Raw genomic sequence first — 20014 nt, 5'->3', positions numbered from 1 at the left:
TGGCCCATGACGCAAGCGATCGCCATCGGCGACCAGGCCGGTACCGCCACCGCGGTCGAACTCCGGTCGGTCACCAGGGAATACGGCAGCGGCCAGGCGCGGGTCCGCGCTCTGGACGGGGTGAGCATCGGCTTTCCGGCCGGCTCGTGGACCGCGGTGATGGGTCCCTCCGGTTCGGGCAAGTCCACCCTGTTGCACTGCGCTGCCGGGCTGGAGCAGTGCACCAGCGGCCAGGTGACCCTGGCCGGGCACGACGTCACCGCCGCCTCGGACGACCAGCTCACCACGCTGCGCCGCGGGACCGTCGGGTTCGTCTTCCAGAGCTTCAACCTCGTCGGCTCGCTCACCGCCGAGCAGAACGTGGCCCTGCCGATCCGGCTGGCGGGCCAGCGTGTGTCCAAAAAGGATGTCCGCGCCGTCCTGGCGCAGGTGGGACTGGGGGAGAGGCTGCGGCACCGGCCGCGCGAACTCTCCGGTGGCCAGCAGCAGCGCGTGGCGATCGCGCGGGCGATGGCGATGCGCCCGTCGGTGCTCTTCGCCGACGAACCCACCGGAGCGCTGGACTCCCACTCCGCGCGCACGGTGCTCGGCCTGCTCCGGCGGATGGTGGAGACCATCGGCCAGACCATCGTCATGGTCACCCACGACCCGGTCGCGGCGGCCGCCGCGGACTCGGTGGTGTTCCTGTCCGACGGACGGATCGTCGACCGCCTCGTCCGCCCCTCGGCGCGCGAGGTCGCCGACCGGCTCGCCGCGCTGGAGGGCTGAGGCATGTTCGAACTGTCCGTGGCCACCTTCCGTGAACGGTGGCAGCTGTTCCTCGGCGCGATCGTGACCGTCGCACTCGGCGTGGCACTGGTCCAGTCCTCCCTGCTGATCCTGCTGTCCGCGCTCGATCACGTCGAGGCGATCACGCTCCTGGCGATGACACTGGGCATCGCCGCGTTCCTGGCCGTCTTCATCGTCAGTTCCACCTTCGCCTTCACCATCGCGCAGCGGCGGCGCGATCTCGCGCTGCTGCGGCTGATCGGGAGCAGCCGCGGGCAGGTGCGCCGCCTGCTGCTGTCGGAAGCGCTGCTGCTCGGGCTGATCGGGACCGCGCTGGGTGTCCCGGCGGGCGTGGGCGTGATGGGGCTGCAGAGCCGCATGCTGACCGGACTGGAGTTCCTGCCCGCGGCGTTCTCGCCGGAATGGCAGGGCTGGATCATCGTGGTGTCCGCCGTCGTCGGCGTCGGCGTGTCCCTGTTCGGGGTGCTCGCCGCGTCGCGGCGCGCGGCGAAGGTGCGGCCGCTGGAGGCCCTGCGGGAGAGCGGTGACGCCGCCCGGGTGATGACTTTCCCCCGGTGGTTCTTCGGGATCCTCTTCGTGGCCGGTGCGGTCGCGCTGGCGATCGTCGCCGTGTTCGGTGGGGCGAGCACGGCCATCCCGCTGTCGGTCAACTCCGCGGTCACCGCCGCGGTGGGGCTCAGCGCCCTCAGCCCGCTGCTGGTCCCGCTGGTGAGCCGCGTCTTCGGGCTGGTGCCCGGGCGCGGCACGCTCGGCACCCTGGCCAGGGCGAACCTGGCCGACGGGGTCCGGCGCAGCGCTTCCACCGCGGCGCCGCTGCTGGTGCTGGTCGCACTGGTCGCGGGACTGGCGGGCACGCTGTCCACGCTCACCGCGGCGGGCAGGCAGGAGATGGTGCAGGACCTGGACGCGGACCTGGTGGCCGCCTCCGCCCCGGCGCGGCCGGTGCCGGGGATCGCGGTCGCCTCGACGGAGACGACGGTGCCGGTCGTCGTGTCGTTCGACAAGTCGGGCAAGCGGAAGGTGAAGGAGAAGCAGGCGCTGGTCGTGGACGCGGGGGACTACCGGCGGACACACCGGGAGGCGCCGGTGGCGGGCTCCTTCGCCGACCTGCACGGGATGGCGGTGGCGGCTCGCGGGGCCGCGCTGGGGGACGCGATCACCGTGCGGATCGGGGATCGCGAGTTCGACACGCGCGTGGTGGCGGTGCTGCCCGACTCGTTCGTGGGGGGTCCGGGTTACCTGCTGCCGCGGGATCTGGTGCCGTCGTCGCTGCTCGGGAACGCCCCGGCGCACACGATCGTGAAGCTGGCGCCCGGTGCGGACCCGGCGAAGGTCGCGGCGTCGCTTCCCGGACCGGTCACCACGGTCGGCGACTGGATCGCCACCGGCTCTTCGAAGCAGGAGAAGACCAGTTCCGGGATCATGACGGTGCTCATGGGCCTGGCCGGGCTGTACTCGGTGATCGCGGTGATCAACGCGGTGGTGATCGCGGCCGCGGAGCGGCGGCGGGAGTTCGCCGTGGTCAGGGTGACCGGGCTGAAGCGGTGGCAGGTGGTGCTGATGGCGCTCGTGGAGTCGCTGGCGGTCGTGGTCATCGCGCTGCTGCTCGGCCTGGTCGCGGCTTCCGCGGCGCTGGCCGGGATCACCGGGGCGACCGTGCGCATCCTGGGTACCGCGACCCTGTCCCTGCCGTGGACCACGCTGGGCCTGGTTGTGCTGGGCGCGTTCACCGTGGTCGGCCTGACCAGCGTGTGGACCAGCATTTCGGCCACGCGGCAGGCTCCGGTCGGGCTGCTGGGCGCGCGGGAGTGACCGGGGACGCGCCGCCCGCCCGGCGATTTAGGGTAGCCTAAGTCCGAGGATCGGTGACGAGACGAAGGAGCGCGGATGGCGCAGGAGAAACCCGCACGGCGGGGCCGGCCCACGGTCAGCCTCCGCGTGCTGCGAACCGAGCGGCTGACCCCGCACTTCGTCCGCATCGTCGCCGGTGGCGAGGGGCTGGCGGCCTTCACGCCGAACGAGTTCACCGACGCCTACGTCAAGGTCCTGTTCCCGGTGCCCGGCGTGCGCTATCCCGAACCGTTCGACCTGGACACGGTCCGGGCGAGCCTGCCGCGCGAGCAGTGGCCGAAGCAGCGCAGCTACACCGTGCGCTCCTTCGACCCGGTCGCCGGGGAACTGGCGATCGACTTCGTGCACCACGGTGACGAGGGGATCGCCGGGCCGTGGGCGCGGCGGGCGAAGCCCGGGGACGAACTGCTGTTGACCGGGCCGGGCGGGGCGTACGCGCCCGGCACCGAGGCCGACTGGCACCTGCTCGTCGGGGACGAGAGCGCGCTGCCCGCGATCGCGCTGACCCTGGAGGCGATGCCCGCCGGGGTTCCGGTACGGGTGTTCCTCGAGGTGGACGGGGCCGAGGACGAGCAGCCGCTGGTCACCAAGGGCGACGCGCAGATCCGCTGGATCCATCGCGACGCCGGGGAGGACCTGGTGACCGCGGTGCGCGCGATGGACTTCCCGGGCGGCACCGTGCAGGCCTTCGTGCACGGCGAGGCCGGGTTCGTCCGGCAGTTGCGCCGGTACCTGCTCGGCGAACGCGGCATGCGCCGGGACCTGCTGTCGGTGTCCGGGTACTGGCGGCGCGGAGCCACCGACGAGCAGTGGCGCGCCGAGAAGGCCGCCGAGCGCGCGCTCGAAGAGGACCGCCGCGACGCTTGACGCAGGACCGCGCGACGGCGACAGTGCCCATCATGGCGACGGAGCTGAAGGTGGACGTCGAACCGGCCGAGGCCGGGTTCGACGCGGGCAGGCTGGCACGGATCGACCGGCATTTCGCACGGTACGTCGATGAGGGACTCCTTCCGGGCTGGCTGATCGCCGTGGCCCGGCGGGGCAGGATCGTGCACCTGGCCCACCACGGGTACCGGGACGTCGAGGCCGGGCTCCCGGTCGAGACGGACACCCGGTGGCGGATCTATTCGATGACCAAGCCGGTGACCTCGGTAGCGGCGATGATGCTGTACGAGGAGGGCGCCTTCGACCTCACCGACCCGATTTCCCGCTGGCTGCCGGAGTTCGCCCAGCCCCGCGTCTACGTCAAGGGATCGGCGCTCAACCCGCTCACCGAACCGGCCACCGAACCGATCCGCGTCTGGCATCTGCTGACGCACACCGCGGGACTGACCTACGGGTTCCACCACGGTCACCCGGTGGACGCGATGTACCGGGCCGCGGGCTTCGAATGGGGCGCGCCCGCCGGGATGAACCTCGCGGCCTGCACCCGGAAGTGGGCGGAGCTGCCCCTGATCTGCCAGCCGGGCAGCGAATGGAACTACTCGGTGTCCACCGACGTGCTGGGGCGCCTGGTCGAGGTCGTGTCGGGCCGCGCCCTCGACGAGTTCTTCGCGGAGCGGATCTTCTCGCCGCTGGGCATGAACGACACCGGGTTCTGGGTGGAGGGCGAGGCCGCAGAACGGCTCGCCGCGCTGTACGTGCCGAAGCCGGGCACCCGCAAGGCGGTGCGCAACGACGCGTTCGGCCAGACGGGCCGCTCCCGCCCCGACTTCCTGTCCGGCGGTGGCGGCCTGGTGTCGACCGCGGCGGACTACCACCGGTTCACCCAGATGCTGCTCAACCGCGGGGAGCTCGACGGCGTCCGCCTGCTCAGCCCGCGCACGGTCGCGCTGATGGCGAGCAACCACCTGCCCGGCGGGGTGGACCTGGAGGCCTACGGCAGGCCGCTGTTCGCGGAAATGCCGTTCCACGGGCACGGGTTCGGCCTCGGGTTCTCCGTGCTGATCGACCCCGTCAAGGCGAAGAGCCTGGCCAGCGTCGGCGAGTTCGCCTGGGGCGGTGCGGCCAGCACCGCCTTCTGGGTGGATCCCGCCGAGGAGGTGACCGCGCTGTTCTTCACGCAGCTGCTGCCCTCCAGCACCCATCCCGTCCGCCAGGAACTGCGCCGCCTCGTCTACCAGGCCCTGATCTCCTGAGCCTTCGCTCCGCCGCGGTGCCGTGAGCCGTGAAGGGACCCTTCACGGCACCGCCCGTGCGGGGGCCGGGTCAGGTCAGGTCGCCGATGATGCCGCCGTAGGCGGCCAGCGTGTCCTCACGCTGGTCGTGCATGAGGTACAGCGCGAACTGGTCGACTCCGAGCTCGGCGAGCTCGGCCAGGCGGTCGGTGTGCGCTCCCGGCGGGCCGACCAGGCAGAACCGGTCGACGATCTGGTCCGGCACGAACCCGGCCGAGGGGTTGCCCGCCCGCCCGTGATGCGCGTAGTCGTAGCCCTCCCGTTCCCGGATGTAGTCGGTCAGCTCATGCGGCACCGGCCCCGAATCCCCGTAGCGGGCGACGAGGTCCGCCACGTGGTTGCCGACCATCCCGCCGAACCAGCGCAGTTGTTCACGCTGGTGCGGCAGGTCGTCGCCGACGTAGGCCGGGGCGGCCACGCAGATGCTGATGCCCGCCGGATCGCGGCCCGCCGCCCGTGCCGCCTGCTGCACGGTGCCGATCGTCCAGCGCGCGATCGCCGGATCGGCGCACTGGAGGATGAAGCCGTCGGCGTGCTCACCCGCGGTCCGCAGCGCCTTCGGCCCGTACCCGGCCATCCACATCTCCAGCCGCCCGTTGCGCACCCAGGGGATGCGCACCGCGGTGTCGCCGTAGCGCACCTCCCGCCCCTCGGCCAGCTCCTTGATCACGTGCATGGCCTCGCGCACGGTGGCCAAGGTGGACGGTTGCTTGCCGACCACCCGGTGCGCCGAGTCCCCGCGCCCGATCCCGCACACCGTGCGGTTGCCGAACATGTCGTTCAACGTGGCGAACAGCGAGGCCAGCACCGACCAGTCCCGGGTACCCGGGCTGGTCACCATCGGCCCCACCGTCATCGCCGAGGTCGCGGCGAGGATCTGGCTGTAGATGACGAACGGTTCCTGCCACAGCACGCAGGAATCGAACGTCCAGCCGTAACCGAAGCCGAGCGCCTCGGCCTCCTTCATCAGCCGCACCACCTCCCAGGCCGGTGGGTCGGTCTGCAGGACAACCCCGAACTCCATCGGGCCCCCTCACCCCAGGTACTGGCAGAGATCGCGGGACAGGAACCGGCCGCCGGAGCCGCCGGAGAACCCGGAGGGGGAGACGACGACCTTGCCCCGCGAGAGCACCGTCTCCACCTTCCCGGTGATTTCGAACCCTTCGTAGGCCGAGTAGTCCACGGCCATGTGGTGCGTCTCGGCGGACAGCGTCTGCCGCGCCGACGGGTCGTAGATCACGATGTCGGCGTCGGAACCCGGCGCGATCACCCCCTTGCGGGGGTAGAGCCCGAACATCCGGGCCGGGGTGGTCGAGCAGGCCTCGACCCAGCGGGCCAGGGAAAGCTTCCCGGCGACCACGCCCTGGTGCAGCAGGTCCATGCGGTGCTCCACGCCCGGCATGCCGTTGGGGATCTTGGAGAAGTCGCCGGCGCCGAGTTCCTTCTGCTCCTTGAAGCAGAACGGGCAGTGGTCGGTCGACACCACCGACAGGTCGTTGGTGCGCAGTCCGCGCCACAGGTCCGCCTGGTGCTTCTTCTCCCGCAGCGGGGGAGAGGCCACGTACTTCGCCCCCTCGAATCCCGGCCTGGCAAGGTCCTCAATGGACAGATAGAGGTACTGCGGGCAGGTTTCGGCGAACACGTTCTGGCCCTCGTCGCGGGCCTGCGCCACGGCGGCCAGCGCCTCCGCCGCCGAGAGGTGCACGATGTACAGCGGCGCGCCGGTCACCTTGGCCAGTGTGATGGCGCGCGAGGTGGCCTCACCCTCCAAAGCGGCCGGACGGGTCAGGCCGTGCTGCACGGGTTCGGTCCGGCCCGACGCCAGCGCCTGCGCCACCAGTTCGTCGATCGCGATGCCGTTCTCCGCGTGCATCATGATCGTCGCCCCGGTGTCGTTCGCCTTCCGCATGGCGCGCAGGATCTCGCCGTCGGTGGAGTAGAAGACGCCGGGATAGGCCATGAACATCTTGAAACTGGACACCCCGCGGTCCAGACAGGTCTCCATCTCCTTCAGCGTGGTGTCGTTGACGTCGGAGACGATCATGTGGAAGCCGTAGTCGACGGCGCAGTTGCCGTCGGCCTTCCCGTGCCAGGCATCCAGTGTGGACAGCAGCGAGCCGCCCTTGGGCTGCACCGCGAAGTCGATGATGGTGGTGGTGCCGCCCCAGGCGGCCGCGGCGGTACCGGTGGCGAAGGTGTCCGCCGAGAAGGTGCCACCGAAGGGCATCTCCATGTGGGTGTGCGCGTCGATCCCGCCCGGCAGCACGTACTTCCCGGTCGCATCGAGCACCTCCTCGGCCGAGGAGAACACGCCGGGGGCCGCCACCGCGGCGATCTTCTCGTCCTCCACCAGCACGTCCGCCGGGCTCGCGCCGCTGGCCGACAGCACCGTCCCGCCCTTGATCAGGGTTCGCACGAATTCCTCCTCACGGGGCCACGATCGAGTCGTAGGAGTCGGGGCGGCGGTCGCGGTAGAAGGCCCACAGGTCACGGACCTCGGCGAGCCTGCCCATGTCCAGATCACGCACCACGACCTCGTCCTCGGCATCCGATGCCGCCTCGCCGACCAGTTCGCCGCGCGGGTCGACGAAATAGGTCTGGCCGTAGAAGTCGTTGTCGCCCAGCGGTTCCACGCCGACCCGGTTGATCGCCCCGACGTAGTACTCGTTGGCCACGGCGGCGGCGGGCTGCTCCAGCCGCCACAGGTACTGGGACAGGCCCCGGCTGGTCGCCGACGGGTTGAACACGATCTTCGCCCCGGCCAGGCCGAGCGCGCGCCAGCCCTCCGGGAAGTGCCGGTCGTAGCAGATGTAGACGCCGATCCGCCCGACCGCGGTGTCGAACACCGGGTAGCCGGTGTTGCCGGGACGGAAGTAGAACTTCTCCCAGAAGCCCTTCACCTGCGGGATGTGGTTCTTGCGGTACTTGCCGAGGTAGCTGCCGTCCGCGTCGATCACCGCCGCCGTGTTGTAGTAGACGCCGGGCTGCTCCTGCTCGTACATCGGGGCCACGATCACGATCCCGTGCCGCTGCGCCACCTCCTGCATCAGCCGGGTGGTCGGCCCGTCCGGGATGCCCTCCGTGTAGGAGTAGTAGTCGGCGTCCTGCACCTGGCAGAAGTACGGGCCGTAGAACAGTTCCTGGAGGCAGACCACCTGTGCCCCCTGCGAGGTGGCCGAGGCGATCGCCGCGACCGCACCCGCGATCATCGACTCCTTGTCACCCGTCCATCGCTGCTGTACCAAGGCGGCCCTGACCACTTCGCTCACTGTTCTCCTCCTCGATTGCCGATTCCGCGGCGCGGCCCGGAAGGGCCAGCGCGAGATAGATGACGAAGCCGCCGACGAGCCCCGCCACCCAGCTGTAGTCGTAGACGGGCTTGAGGAACGGGATGAGCCCGTCCGCGGGGAAGGGCCCGGAGGACCCGGGCGCGGTGTAGGCGCCGCCGACCGCGAGCACCCCGCCGGCCACGGTGGCCACCAGGGCCTGCCAGCTCCAGCCCGCGCGGAACCAGTAGCGGCCGCCCTCGGTGTAGAGACCGGCCAGGTCCAGCCTGCGGCGGCGCACCACCCAGTAGCCCGCGACCAGCACTCCCGCCACCGCGCCCAGGATCCCGCCATAGAAGCCCAGCCAGGCGAAGATGTAGATGCCCGGATCGGAATACAGCTTCCACGGCTGGATCAGGACGCCGATCACGCCGGTGATCAGGCCGCCGACGGCGAAGGTGATGCGCTTGGGGAAGGCGTTGGAGAAGTCGTAGGAGGGGCTCACCACGTTCGCCGCCAGGTTGGCCGAGATGGTGGCCAGCACCAGCGCCACCAGCGCGACCACCACCAGCGCCGGGCTGGAGAACCGGTCCGCCAGCTGGGCCGGGTCCCAGATCGCCTCGCCGTAGAGCAGCACCCCGCCGGAGGTGGTCAGGATGGCCACGATCGCGATGAAGGTCATCGTGGTGGGCAGGCCCAGCAACTGGCCCCGCACCTGCTTGCGCTGGCTGCCCCCGAAGCGGGTGAAGTCCGGCATGTTCAGCGACAGCGTCGACCAGAAGGCGATCATCCCCATCAGCGAGGGGGCGAACACCTTCCAGAACGTGCCGCCCCAGCCGAGCCTGGCGGGTTCGGACAGGATCGGCCCGAGCCCGCCCGCCTTGACGAGCACGTAGGCGAGCAGGATCAAAAAGCCCACCGACACCAGCGGCGCGGTCCAGTTCTCGAAGCGCCGGACCGCCTCCATGCCCCGCCAGATGATGAGCATCTGGACCACCCAGAACACCGCGAAGGACAGCCACAGCGTCCACGGCTGCCCGCCGAGCTGGGCGGCGTGGCGCCAGCCGCCACCGACCAGCTTGCCGACGAGGATGTAGATCGCCTCACCACCGACCCAGGTCTGGATGCCGAACCAGCCGCAGGCGATGAAGGCCCGCAGCAGCGCCGCGAAGTTGGCGCCGCGCACTCCGTAGAAAGCCCGCGCGTAGACCGGGAACGGGATACCGTACTTCGTCCCGGCGTGGCTGTTGAGCAGCATCGGGACGAGCACGATGAGATTGCCGAGCGTGATCGTGATCAGCGCCTGCAGCCAGTTCATGCCCAGCGCGATGAGGGACGAAGCCAGGGCGTAGGACGGTATGTTGTGCGCCATGCCCATCCACAGGGCGAAATAGTTGTAGGTGGTCCAGGTCCGCTTTTCCACCGGGACCGGGGCGAGTTCGTCGTTGAAGTACCGGCTGCCGCGGATCGATGCGGTGTCGCTGAGATCCACCCGGCCGTCGGGGCGGACTGTCTGCGAGGGTGCCATTGCGGAATCGTGCGCGACGGCGCGGGGCGACGGCATTGGCAGAGTGTTCACCGTTGCCCGCGTCGGAACGCATTCTGTTTGTTGCGTCCGGCGCGGGCCGGTGCTGTGCGGCCCGGTCGGCCGCTCATCGTAGCAATCCGTCAATAAAGCGGAAACATGGTCACGATCAGAAATCGAAAACCTGGGCGGAGCGGATGGCCGCTTCGCAGCGGTTGGGATAGGTGTGGCTGTACTGGACGGGCCTGCCGCGCCAGTGCCCGGTGGCGGTGGCGGTCACCGGCTGCCAGATCATCGGGCACGGCTGGTCCTGGCCCGCCAGCCGGTCGAAGTCGCCGTCGGCGGCTTCGAGGGCGGCACAGGCGCGGGCGGCGTGAGGATGGCTGCCGCCGTCGGGTTCGCAGCGCAGGGTCACCGTGGTCACCCGGCCGCCGGAGTCCTGGTTGCTGAAGGTGAGATCGCAGGCGCCGTGCGCCGGGGTGCCGGCCAGGGCGAGCATCGACGCGACCGCGGGTACCAACTGGGTCAGAGGCATACCGGGGGTATCGGCCGTTCCGGAGTTTCCCCGCACCCACACGACCGGGTGAAATCCCCTGGTGGTGCCCGGGACAGGCCCGGGGTCAGGGCAGCTCGTGGACGAGCAGGGCGACGTAGAGGGACAGCAGGGATTCCGGCTCCTCCAGCGGGACACCGAGCACCTTCTCGATCCGCGCGAGCTGCTGGTAGTAGGCGGTGCGGGAGGTGTGGGCGGCGGCCGCGGCGGCCGACTTGTTGCCGCCCTGTTCGCAGTAGTGCCGCAGGGTCTGCACCAGCCGGGTGCCCGAGGCCGCGTCGCGGGAGAGCAGCGGGCCCAGTTCGCGGGCGGCGAACGCCTGGACGCGTTCGTCCCCGGCGAGCAGGTGCAGCAGCCCGCGCAGCCGGAGGTCTTCGAGCCGGTGCACGAGCCGGTCGGTGCCGCGGTGCAGGGCGGCCGAGGCGACCTGGACGGCCTCGGCCAGCGTCCGGCGCGCGTCGGCCGGACTGTCCACAGTGGTCCCCGCGGCCAGTACCGCGGTCCGGCCGGGATGGACGGTGGTGGCGAGGCGGTCGAGCACCGCCTCGATGTTCGCCTTGGGGGACAAGGAAAGCAGCGCCTGGACGGTCAGCTCGTCGGACACCGCGACCAGGGCCGACACCTTCGCGCGCCGCGCCGCCAGCGAGACCGTCTCGGCGAGGTCCCGCAGGACCGGCGCGGCCGAGCCCGCCGGGCGCCGCGCCTCGGTCAGTCGCGGCCGGATCGCCACCCCGACCAGGCGGCGCCGGGTCAGCGGTACCCCCAGCGCCGAGGCGCGGGCCAGCAGTTCGGCCGACGGTGCCGGGGAGGCGGCCAGTTCGGCCAGCACCGCCCGATGCGCCTGCCGTTCCAGGCTGTCCGATTCCCGCGCGACCAGCCGGTGCACGGCCAGTGCCGAGGCGGCGCGCTCGATGACCACCACGTGCCGGTGCGGCGGCGGTTCCTCGGACACCACGACCAGGCGGCCCCAGTCGTGCCCGCGTGCACCCACCACGGTGACCAGCCAGCCGGCGTCGGCGTGGTAGCCGGTGCGCTCCCCGACGTGGACCAGCCGCGAGCGGGACAGCCAGCCCGAAAGCAACTCGCCCGGGTCGGTGCCCGCCGCGTCGTAGGCGAGAACCTCGTGCGCCAGCGTTTCCAGCACCACCGGCAGCCCCGTCATCCTGGCCACCTCGCGCAGCACCGCCACCGGTTCGGCACCCGAAACGGTGAGTTCGGTGAACACCTGGTGCACCTGCTCGGCCGCCCGCAGCTCCGCCACCTGGGCGTCCACGATCAGCCCGTTGACGGTCTCGGTGACCGTCACGTACCTCGTCTCCCGGGACAGGGTGATCAGCGGGACGCCGTGCCGGGCGGCCGCCTCGACCAGCGCGGTGGGCAGTCCCTCGTTCCAGTGCCGGACCAGTTCCACCACGAGCCCGGCCACGCCGGCCTCGGCCAGCCCGTCCAGGTAGCGGGTCAGCGCCGCGGCGTCGTCGGGCAGCGCGATCCCCGTGGTGAGCACGAGTTCGCCGCCCTTGAGCAGATGCCCGATGTCGGCGACCTCCGCGACGTGCACCCAGCGCACGCGCCCGTCGAGACCCTCGGCACCGGCCACCACGCGCGGGCGGCCGTGGCGGACCACCGGGAGCGCGAGCACGTCGGCCACGGTCGGGTACATGCCAACAAACTGTACGGCCGGGCCGGGTAGTGCGTACACAATGCGTGTGGTGGCCGCCGGGCGGGGCACGGACACTCGGAAACCATGAGCGACGCTGAGCTGGTGGCACGCCACCGCGCGGTCCTGCCCCGCTGGATGGCCCTCTACTACCGGGAACCGATCGAGATCGTCCGCGCGAGCGGCAGGCACGTCACCGACGCCGGCGGCAACACCTACCTCGACTTCTTCGCCGGGATCCTGACCAACGCCGTCGGCTACGACATCGCGGAAATCTCCGACGCCGTCCGGGCCCAGCTCGACACCGGCGTCCTGCACACCTCGACCCTGTACCTGATCCGCAGCCAGGTCGAGCTGGCCGAGCGGATCGCCGAACTGTCCGGTATCGACGACGCCAAGGTGTTCTTCACCAACTCCGGCACCGAGGCCAACGAGACCGCGCTGATGCTGGCCACCCAGTACCGGCGCAGCAACCAGGTGCTGGCGATGCGCAACTCCTACCACGGGCGGGCGTTCGCCACGGTCGGCGTCACCGGCAACCGCGGCTGGTCGGCCAGCTCGCTGTCCCCGGTGAAGGTCGGCTACGTGCACGGCGGCTACCGCTACCGAGACGCCTTCTCCCGCCTGTCCGACGCCGACTACGTCAAGGCCTGCACCGACGACCTGCGCGACGTGCTGCAGACGACCACCTCCGGCGACGTGGCGGCGCTGATCGCCGAGCCGATCCAGGGCGTCGGGGGTTTCAACGTGCCGCCGGACGGGTTGTTCGCCTCCTTCAAGGAGGTGCTCGACGAATACGGCATCCTGCTCATCTCCGACGAGGTGCAGACGGGCTGGGGCCGCACGGGCGAGCACTTCTGGGGGATGCAGGCGCACGGCGTCACCCCGGACGCGATGACCTTCGCCAAGGGGCTCGGCAACGGGCTGGCCATCGGCGGGGTGGTGGCCCGCGCCGAGGTGATGGACTCGATCACCGCGAACTCGATCTCCACCTTCGGCGGCAACCCGGTCGCCACCGCGGGCGCGAAGGCCACTTTGGACTACCTGCTCGACCACGACCTGCAGGGCAACGCCGCCAAGCTCGGCAGCAGGCTGCTCGGCGGGCTGGCCGCGATCGGCGAGCGGAACGACATCGTCGGCGACGTGCGCGGCAAGGGCCTGATGATCGGGGTCGAACTCGTGGAGTCCGGCGGTGACCGGCCCAGCCCGGACCATGCGGCCGCGGTGCTGGAGGAGACCAGGGCGCGGGGCCTGCTCGTCGGCAAGGGCGGGCTGTACAACAACGTCCTCCGCCTGGCGCCGCCGATGACCCTGACCGAGCAGGAGGCGGACGAGGCGCTGGCCATCCTCGGCGAGTCGATCGCGGTCGTACAGGAGGGCGCGTGAACGACACTGGCGGAGCCCCTGTTCGCGCGGCCCGACCGGGTGCGGGTGTCCCGCAGGGCACAGGAGGGCGCGTGAACGACACTGGCGGAGCCCCTGTTCGCGCGGCCCGACCGGGTGCGGGTGTCCCGCAGGGCACAGGAGGGCGCGTGAACGACACTGGCGGAGCGCAGGACACAGGAGACTTCGCGATGAGCCCCCAGCGCATCAGCCACTGGATCGACGGCAAGGGCTGGGGCGGCCTCGCCGAGGAGACCGGCGAGGTGTTCGACCCCGCCACCGGGGAGGTCACCGCGCACGTGGACTTCGCCGGGCCCGCGCAGGTCGACGAGGCGGTCGCCGCGGCCGCCCGCGCCTTTCCCGCGTGGCGCGACACCTCACTGGCCGCGCGCGGCCGGGTGCTCTTCGCCTTCCGCGAGCTGCTGGCCGCCCGCAGGGACGAACTGGCGAAGATCATCACCGCCGAGCACGGCAAGGTGGAATCCGACGCGGCGGGCGAGGTGGCGCGCGCCATCGAGAACGTCGAGTACGCCTGCGGTGCGGCCCAGTTGCTCAAGGGCGGGTACAGCGAGAACGCCTCCACCGGGGTCGACGTGTACTCGATCGCCCAGCCGCTCGGCGTGGTGGCGGTGATCTCGCCGTTCAACTTCCCGGCGATGGTGCCGCTGTGGTTCGTGCCCAACGCGATCGCGTGCGGCAACACCGTCGTGCTCAAGCCCAGTGAGAAGGACCCGTCGGCATCGCTGTTCATCGCCGGGCTCTTCGCCGAGGCCGGGCTGCCCGCCGGGGTGTTCAACGTGCTGCACGGCGACAAGGTCGCGGTGGACGGGCTGCTGGCGCACCCCGCGGTCAAGGCGGTGTCGTTCGTCGGCTCCACCCCGATCGCGCGCTACGTCTACGAGACCGGCACCCGGCACGGCAAGCGCGTGCAGGCGCTGGGCGGCGCGAAGAACCACATGGTGGTGCTGCCCGACGCCGACCTCGACCTGGCCGCCGACGCCGCCGTGTCCGCCGGGTTCGGCTCGGCGGGGGAGCGGTGCATGGCGGTGTCGGTCGTGGTCGCGGTCGATCCGGTCGGCGACGAGCTGGTCGGCCGGATCGCCGAGCGGATGGGCCGGCTGAAGGTCGGGGACGGGCGCGACCCGGAGTCCGAGATGGGCCCGCTGGTGACCGCGGCGCACCGGCGCCGGGTCGAGTCCCACGTGGAGGCCGGTGTGGCGGCGGGCGCGGAGCTGGTGGTCGACGGGCGCGGCCTGCGCGTCACCGACGGTGGCTTCTGGCTCGGCCCCACGCTGTTCGACCGGGTCACCCCGGACATGACGATCTACACCGACGAGATCTTCGGGCCGGTGCTGTGCGTGGTCAGGGCGGGGAGCTACGACACCGCGCTGGAGCTGGTCAACGGCAACCCCTATGGCAACGGCACCGCGATCTTCACCCACGACGGGCGCGCCGCGCGGCGTTTCCAGAACGAGGTCGAGGTCGGCATGGTCGGGCTCAACGTGCCGATCCCGGTGCCGGTGGGCCACTACTCGTTCGGCGGCTGGAAGGACTCGCTGTTCGGCGACAGCCACGCCTACGGACCGGAGGGCTTCCACTTCTTCACCCGCCGCAAGGTGGTCACCTCCCGGTGGCCGGACCCCGCACAGGGCGGCGTCAACCTGGGCTTTCCCCGCACCACCTGACCCGTTGCCGTGAAGGGCCCCTTCACAGTCGTATCGGCTGTGAAGGGGCCCCTCACGGCCGTTGGGGGAGGGTGTGCGCAAGGTCGTGTTCCTGGCATCGCCACTTCCGTAGACTTGACGTGGGGTAAACGTCGAACGCGGGAGGTGAGGTGTGGCCAGCTCCGAGGAGCGCCGCTTCGAAGTTCTGCGTGCCATCGTCGCCGACTACGTGTCCAACCATGAGCCGGTGGGGTCGAAGGCGATCGTGGACCGGCACAACCTGGGTGTGTCCAGCGCCACGATCCGCAACGACATGGCGGCGCTCGAGGAGGAGGGGTACATCACCCAGCCGCACACCAGTGCCGGCCGCATCCCGACCGACAAGGGCTACCGCCTCTTCGTCGACCACCTCGCCGACGTCAAGCCGCTGAGCAGCGCGGAGCGGCGGGCGATCATGAACTTCCTCGACGGCGCGATCGACCTCGACGACGTGCTGCGCCGGTCGGTGCGCCTGCTGGCCCAGCTGACCCGGCAGGTCGCGGTGATCCAGTACCCGACCATGAGCAGCGCCACACTGCGTCACCTGGAGGTGGTGCCGCTCACCCCGGCCCGCCTGATGCTCGTGGTGATCACCGACTCCGGCCGCGTCGACCAGCGCACCATCGACCTCGGTGACGTGCTCAGTGAGGAGAACGTCTACCGCATCCGGGACGTGCTCAACTCGACGCTGAGCGGCCGCAGGCTCACCGACGCCGCCTCACGGGTGGCCGACCTGCCCGACCAGGCCCCGGGTGAGCTGCGCGATGCGCTGATCCGGGTCTGCACGGTGCTGGTCGAACACCTCGTCGATCACCCGGAGGAACGCCTGGTCCTCGGCGGCACCGCCAACCTGACCCGCAACGTCGCCGACTTCCCCGGCTCGCTGCGCCAGGTGCTGGAGGCGCTCGAGGAGCAGGTGGTGGTGCTCAAGCTGCTCGCCGCGGCACGCAACCCCGGTGCGATCACGGTGCGTATCGGCGAGGAAAATGAGGACGAGCAGATGCGCAGCACCTCAGTGGTATCGATCGGCTACGGGAAGGACGACGTGCTCCTCGGTGGCATGGGGATCGTCGGACCGACCCGGATGGACTATCCGGGCACGATCGCCGCGGTGCGCGCGGTGGCGAACTACGTGGGGCAGATTCTGGCCGGCAGCTAGCCGGCGAGCGGGCCTTTGCAGGAGGACATGAGAACGGTGGCCAGGGACTACTACGGCATTCTCGGGGTGCCCAAGAACGCGACCGATCAGGAGATCAAGCGCGCGTACCGGAAGCTGGCCAGGGAACTGCACCCGGACGTCAACCCGTCCGAGGACGCCCAGCACAAGTTCGGCGAGGTCACCACCGCCTACGAGGTCCTCTCCGACCCGCAGAAGCGCAAGATCGTCGACCTGGGCGGCGATCCGCTCGACAACGGCGCGGGCGCCAGGGCGGGCGGCGACCCGTTCGCCGGTTTCGGCGGCCTCGGCGACATCATGGACGCCTTCTTCGGCGCCGCCACCGGCGGTGGCCGCGGCCGGGGGCCCCGCAGCCGGGTACAGCCCGGCTCCGACGCGCTCATCCGGATCAGCCTCACGCTCGAGGAGTGTGCTTCCGGCGCGCACAAGGACATCACCGTGGACACGGCGATCCTGTGCGACCAGTGCCGCGGCAACGGCACCGCCCCCGGCGGCACCGTCAAGACCTGCGACACCTGCGGCGGCCAGGGCGAGATCCAGTCCGTGCAGCGGTCCTTCCTCGGCCAGGTGGTCACCGCCCGGCCCTGCCCGGTGTGCCGGGGCTTCGGCGAGGTCATCACCGACCCGTGCCGCCAGTGCGGGGGCGACGGCCGGGTGCGGGCCCGCCGCAACGTCACCGCGAAGATCCCGGCCGGGGTCGGTGACGGCATGCGGATCCGGCTGTCCGGCCAGGGCGAGGTGGGCCCCGGCGGCGGCCCCGCGGGCGACCTCTACGTCGAGATCGACGAGGAACCGCACGAGGTGTTCGTCCGCGAGGGCCACGACCTGCACTGCAACCTGCGCATCCCGATGACCACGGCGGCGCTCGGCGCCTCCGTGCAGCTCGAGACGCTGATCGACGGCGAGTACGAGATCGACATCGAGCCCGGCACGCAGCCCGGCACCGAGCTGGTGCTGCCCGGTAAGGGCATGCCGCGGCTGCGGTCCTCCGGCCGCGTGGACGGGCGCGGTGACCTGCACGTCCACGTCGACGTGACGGTGCCGACCCGGCTCGACGAGTCGCAGCGCGAACTGCTGCTCGCGCTCGCCCAGCAGCGCGGCGAGGAGGTGCCCACGCTGGCCAGCAACGGCCGCTCCGGAGGGCTGTTCTCCAAACTGCGCGCCAAGAGCCACAAGTAATGCCCGCCACCACCGCGCCGGTGTTCCTCGTCGAGGAGCTACCGGCGGGGCCGCGCGGGGTGCTGCGCGGGGACGAGGCCCGGCACGCCGTCACCGTGCGCCGGATGCGGGCCGGTGAACGGCTCACCCTCGCCGACGGGGCCGGAACCGGCGCCGACTGCGTGATCGAGGCGGTGCGCCCCGGCCGCGACCCCGAGCTCGACCTCGCCGTCGGCGACCGCTGGACCGAGCCCGCGCCCCGCCCGGCCATCACCATCGCGCAGGCACTGGCCAAGGGCGACCGCGGCGAACTCGCCGTCGAACTGGCCACCGAGGCCGGGGCCGACGCCATCCTCCCGTGGCGTGCCGAACGCAGCGTCGCCCGCTGGGAGGAGGGGCCGCGCGGAGCCAAGGCGCTCGCCCGCTGGCAGAGCACTGCGCGGGCCGCCGCCAAACAGGCCCGGCGCCTGCGGGTACCGCCCGTGCGGCCGGCGGTCGGCACCACCGGCCTCGCCGAAGCCGTCCGCGCCGCCGCCGCGGCCTTCGTCCTCGAAGGCACCGCGCCCCGGCGGCTCACCGAACTGAGCCTGCCCGCCGAGGGAGAACTGCTCCTCGTCGTCGGCCCCGAAGGCGGCATCACCGATGCCGAACTGGAGACCCTCACCGACGCGGGTGCCACCCCCGTCCGCCTCGGCCCCGCCGTGCTGCGCACCTCCACCGCCGCGGCCGTGGCACTGGGCGCCCTCGGCGCCCTCACCGCCCGCTGGCACTGAGGCATGGGGCGAGCCGTGAAGGGTCCCTTCACGGACGGATTCCACGTTCGTGCGGGGTTGTGTGCCCTGAAGGCCGTCTTGAGGGTCATAGATGCCCTCAAGGCGACCTTGAGGGCAAGCGCTGCTCAGCCAAGCATTCGCGCCCAACGACCGCGCGACTTGGTGGGTGGGTGAGTGAGGCCGCCGCGGAGCGGTGGAGCCTGGGGGTCGCTCCACCGCTTCCGCGGCTCCGCCGGACCGAGGGGGGAGGTGTCCGGCGGGGTCTCGGGGGTACCCGCGGGGTGTCCCCGGGGGTATCCGGTGATGAGAGTAAACGGTCAGGACACCTTGACGCCAGAACGTGTTTGGTTTTTCTGCTCCGTGACCGTCCCGGGACTCTCCGCGGCTCCCGCGGGGGCCTGTCTTGCCGCCGTGGGCGGCTCGACGGCGTGCCGGGGGGCCAGTGGGGGGTGTGCGGGCGATAGGGTCGGGCGCATGAGTGACGCGGAGACGTTGTTCGAGCGCATCATCGCGGGTGAGCTGCCTTCGGACGTGGTGTACCAGGACGAGACCACCTTCGCCTTCCGGGACATCAACCCGCAGGCCCGCGTGCACGTGTTGGTGGTGCCCCGCAAGCGGTACCGCAACGTCGCCGAGCTCGCCGCCGCCGACCCCCAGCTGCTGGCCGACGTGATCGCCACCGCGGCCAAGGTCGCCGAGCTGGAGGGAATCAGCGGCACCGGTTACCGCGTTGTGTTCAATACCGACCAGGATGCCGGCCAGACCGTGTTCCACGTCCACGCGCACGTGCTCGGCGGGGAACAGCTCGGGTTGTTCGGGCGGTACAAGTAACCACCTGCGTCGAGCGGGTGCGGACCGCTAGCATCATGGTTGACAACACCGTCGAGTAGCGCACGCGCAGAAAGCAGGCCCGAAAGCACGTGGCCGGAACCGCACAGGGTGGAGCCGCCCGATCCGAGATCCCCGAGGACGTCCCGCAGACCACCCCGGACGTCACCGAGATCGCCACCAAGAGCGCGCAGTCCAGGTTCCCGATCCCGGAAGCGGCGGTACTCACGCTGCTCGGGTCCCGCGACGAGAATCTGCGCGTCGCCGAGGAACTCCTGGACGCCGACGTGCACGTCCGCGGCAACGAGGTCACCCTCACCGGGGCCCCGGCGGACGTCGCCTTCGCCGAACGCGTGTTCGCGGAACTGGTGACGCTGGCCGCGCGCGGGCAGCAGGTCGGCCCGGACACGGTGCGCCGCACCGTGGGCATCCTCTCCACCGAGAGCGGTGAATCCCCGGCGGACGTGCTCAGCCTGGACATCCTGTCGCGCCGCGGACGCACCATCCGGCCCAAGACGCTGAACCAGAAGCGCTACGTCGACTCCATCGACAGGCACACCGTCGTGTTCGGGGTGGGCCCCGCAGGCACCGGCAAGACCTACCTCGCCATGGCCAAGGCGGTGCAGGCCCTGCAGGCCAAGCAGGTCACCCGCATCATCCTCACCCGGCCCGCGGTCGAGGCCGGGGAGCGGCTCGGCTACCTGCCCGGCACGCTGTCCGAGAAGATCGACCCGTACCTGCGGCCGCTCTACGACGCGCTGCACGACATGGTCGACCCGGAGTCGATTCCCCGCCTCATCCAGGCGGGCACGATCGAGATCGCCCCGCTGGCCTACATGCGCGGCCGTACCCTCAACGACGCCTTCATCATCCTCGACGAGGCCCAGAACACCACGCCGGAGCAGATGAAGATGTTCCTGACCCGGCTCGGCTTCGGCTCCAAGATCGTGGTGACCGGCGACATCACCCAGGTCGACCTGCCCAGTGGGCAGCGCAGCGGCCTGCGGGTGGTGCGGGAGATCCTCGAAGGCGTGGACGACCTGCACTTCGCCACCCTCACCAGTCACGACGTGGTACGGCACCGCTTGGTCGGCGACATCGTCGACGCCTACGAGAAATGGCAGGCCGTTCAGGACGCCGGCAACGGCAACGGCTGGAAGGGCCGCCGCTAACC

The 20014-nt window shown here is 71.1% G+C and carries 17 protein-coding genes; 11 read left to right on the top strand and 6 right to left on the bottom strand.

The annotated features are described in order from the left end of the window. Nucleotides 1-6: 6 nt before the first annotated feature. From ORV05_RS23970 to ORV05_RS23955, 4 genes are all read left to right on the top strand, one after another. A complete protein-coding gene (locus tag ORV05_RS23970; RefSeq protein WP_268754272.1) occupies nucleotides 7-768 on the top strand; it encodes an ABC transporter ATP-binding protein in 762 nt (253 codons plus the stop codon). Nucleotides 769-771: 3 nt separating this feature from the next. Then, nucleotides 772-2601, top strand: coding sequence for an FtsX-like permease family protein (locus tag ORV05_RS23965; RefSeq protein ID WP_268754271.1), 1830 nt, complete (start codon nucleotides 772-774; stop codon nucleotides 2599-2601). A gap of 75 nt (nucleotides 2602-2676) precedes the next feature. Further along, nucleotides 2677-3507, top strand: coding sequence for a siderophore-interacting protein (locus ORV05_RS23960; protein WP_268754270.1), 831 nt, complete (start codon nucleotides 2677-2679; stop codon nucleotides 3505-3507). A 32-nt stretch (nucleotides 3508-3539) separates the two neighbouring features. After that, nucleotides 3540-4778 (top strand): serine hydrolase domain-containing protein, encoded by a 1239-nt coding sequence (locus ORV05_RS23955; protein WP_268754269.1) that lies wholly within the window; start codon nucleotides 3540-3542, stop codon nucleotides 4776-4778. Between the two features lie 70 nt (nucleotides 4779-4848). On the opposite strand, the gene ORV05_RS23950 is transcribed toward ORV05_RS23955, so the two are convergent. The 6 genes from ORV05_RS23950 to ORV05_RS23925 all read right to left on the bottom strand — a co-directional run bounded on the left by ORV05_RS23950 (nucleotide 4849) and on the right by ORV05_RS23925 (nucleotide 11821). Further along, nucleotides 4849-5841 carry a TIGR03842 family LLM class F420-dependent oxidoreductase gene (locus ORV05_RS23950; RefSeq protein ID WP_268754268.1) on the bottom strand — a complete coding sequence of 331 codons (993 nt, stop codon included), beginning with the start codon at nucleotides 5839-5841 and terminating at the stop codon, nucleotides 4849-4851. Nucleotides 5842-5850: 9 nt separating this feature from the next. Continuing rightward, nucleotides 5851-7233, bottom strand: coding sequence for a dihydropyrimidinase (gene hydA / locus ORV05_RS23945; RefSeq protein WP_268754267.1), 1383 nt, complete (start codon nucleotides 7231-7233; stop codon nucleotides 5851-5853). Between the two features lie 10 nt (nucleotides 7234-7243). Then, nucleotides 7244-8086, bottom strand: a complete 843-nt coding sequence (locus ORV05_RS23940; protein WP_268754266.1) for a nitrilase-related carbon-nitrogen hydrolase — start codon at nucleotides 8084-8086, stop codon at nucleotides 7244-7246. Next, nucleotides 8037-9611 carry an NCS1 family nucleobase:cation symporter-1 gene (locus ORV05_RS23935; RefSeq protein WP_268754265.1) on the bottom strand — a complete coding sequence of 525 codons (1575 nt, stop codon included), beginning with the start codon at nucleotides 9609-9611 and terminating at the stop codon, nucleotides 8037-8039. The genes ORV05_RS23940 and ORV05_RS23935 overlap by 50 nt, the downstream gene beginning before the upstream one ends. A gap of 166 nt (nucleotides 9612-9777) precedes the next feature. Beyond that, entirely contained in the window at nucleotides 9778-10143 is a 366-nt protein-coding gene (locus tag ORV05_RS23930) for an SSI family serine proteinase inhibitor (RefSeq protein ID WP_268754264.1), read from the bottom strand. Nucleotides 10144-10228: 85 nt separating this feature from the next. After that, nucleotides 10229-11821, bottom strand: a complete 1593-nt coding sequence (locus ORV05_RS23925; protein WP_268754263.1) for a PucR family transcriptional regulator — start codon at nucleotides 11819-11821, stop codon at nucleotides 10229-10231. Between the two features lie 84 nt (nucleotides 11822-11905). On the opposite strand from ORV05_RS23925, the gene ORV05_RS23920 reads away from it, so the two are divergent. The 7 genes from ORV05_RS23920 (at nucleotide 11906) to ORV05_RS23890 (ending at nucleotide 20012) form a co-directional block, all read left to right on the top strand. Next, the gene (locus ORV05_RS23920) at nucleotides 11906-13204 is read left to right on the top strand and encodes an aspartate aminotransferase family protein (RefSeq protein WP_268754262.1); all 1299 of its coding nucleotides are present in this window, start codon (nucleotides 11906-11908) and stop codon (nucleotides 13202-13204) included. 188 nt (nucleotides 13205-13392) lie between these two features. Further along, nucleotides 13393-14886 (top strand): CoA-acylating methylmalonate-semialdehyde dehydrogenase, encoded by a 1494-nt coding sequence (locus ORV05_RS23915; protein WP_268759871.1) that lies wholly within the window; start codon nucleotides 13393-13395, stop codon nucleotides 14884-14886. A 151-nt stretch (nucleotides 14887-15037) separates the two neighbouring features. After that, nucleotides 15038-16063 carry a heat-inducible transcriptional repressor HrcA gene (gene hrcA, locus ORV05_RS23910; protein ID WP_268754261.1) on the top strand — a complete coding sequence of 342 codons (1026 nt, stop codon included), beginning with the start codon at nucleotides 15038-15040 and terminating at the stop codon, nucleotides 16061-16063. A 36-nt stretch (nucleotides 16064-16099) separates the two neighbouring features. Then, nucleotides 16100-17260: a molecular chaperone DnaJ gene (gene dnaJ, locus ORV05_RS23905; protein WP_268759870.1), complete on the top strand. Its 1161-nt coding sequence runs from the start codon at nucleotides 16100-16102 to the stop codon at nucleotides 17258-17260. Beyond that, complete coding sequence (locus ORV05_RS23900) at nucleotides 17260-18012, top strand: 16S rRNA (uracil(1498)-N(3))-methyltransferase (protein WP_268754260.1); 753 nt, start codon at nucleotides 17260-17262, stop codon at nucleotides 18010-18012. Before dnaJ ends, ORV05_RS23900 begins: the two co-directional genes overlap by 1 nt. Nucleotides 18013-18486: 474 nt before the next feature. Continuing rightward, nucleotides 18487-18843 (top strand): histidine triad nucleotide-binding protein, encoded by a 357-nt coding sequence (locus ORV05_RS23895; protein ID WP_268754259.1) that lies wholly within the window; start codon nucleotides 18487-18489, stop codon nucleotides 18841-18843. Between the two features lie 89 nt (nucleotides 18844-18932). Further along, nucleotides 18933-20012, top strand: coding sequence for a PhoH family protein (locus ORV05_RS23890; protein WP_144587857.1), 1080 nt, complete (start codon nucleotides 18933-18935; stop codon nucleotides 20010-20012). The last annotated feature ends 2 nt before the right edge of the window (nucleotides 20013-20014 follow it).

The organism is Amycolatopsis cynarae (genome assembly GCF_026802195.1).
Classification (GTDB): Bacteria; Actinomycetota; Actinomycetes; order Mycobacteriales; family Pseudonocardiaceae; genus Amycolatopsis_E; species Amycolatopsis_E rhizosphaerae.
The sequence above is the reverse complement of the archived record's forward strand: the minus strand, read 5'-3'. Positions and strand labels throughout refer to the sequence as shown.

Coding starts and splice junctions, on each gene's coding strand:
- ORV05_RS23915 (WP_268759871.1), top strand. CDS start 13,393: ATGAGCCCCCAGCGCATCAGCCACTGGATCGACGGCAAGGGCTGGGGC.
- ORV05_RS23955 (WP_268754269.1), top strand. CDS start 3,540: ATGGCGACGGAGCTGAAGGTGGACGTCGAACCGGCCGAGGCCGGGTTC.
- ORV05_RS23925 (WP_268754263.1), bottom strand. CDS start 11,821: ATGTACCCGACCGTGGCCGACGTGCTCGCGCTCCCGGTGGTCCGCCAC.
- ORV05_RS23930 (WP_268754264.1), bottom strand. CDS start 10,143: ATGCCTCTGACCCAGTTGGTACCCGCGGTCGCGTCGATGCTCGCCCTG.
- ORV05_RS23935 (WP_268754265.1), bottom strand. CDS start 9,611: ATGGCACCCTCGCAGACAGTCCGCCCCGACGGCCGGGTGGATCTCAGC.
- ORV05_RS23900 (WP_268754260.1), top strand. CDS start 17,260: ATGCCCGCCACCACCGCGCCGGTGTTCCTCGTCGAGGAGCTACCGGCG.
- ORV05_RS23960 (WP_268754270.1), top strand. CDS start 2,677: ATGGCGCAGGAGAAACCCGCACGGCGGGGCCGGCCCACGGTCAGCCTC.
- ORV05_RS23920 (WP_268754262.1), top strand. CDS start 11,906: ATGAGCGACGCTGAGCTGGTGGCACGCCACCGCGCGGTCCTGCCCCGC.
- ORV05_RS23965 (WP_268754271.1), top strand. CDS start 772: ATGTTCGAACTGTCCGTGGCCACCTTCCGTGAACGGTGGCAGCTGTTC.
- ORV05_RS23970 (WP_268754272.1), top strand. CDS start 7: ATGACGCAAGCGATCGCCATCGGCGACCAGGCCGGTACCGCCACCGCG.
- ORV05_RS23950 (WP_268754268.1), bottom strand. CDS start 5,841: ATGGAGTTCGGGGTTGTCCTGCAGACCGACCCACCGGCCTGGGAGGTG.
- ORV05_RS23895 (WP_268754259.1), top strand. CDS start 18,487: ATGAGTGACGCGGAGACGTTGTTCGAGCGCATCATCGCGGGTGAGCTG.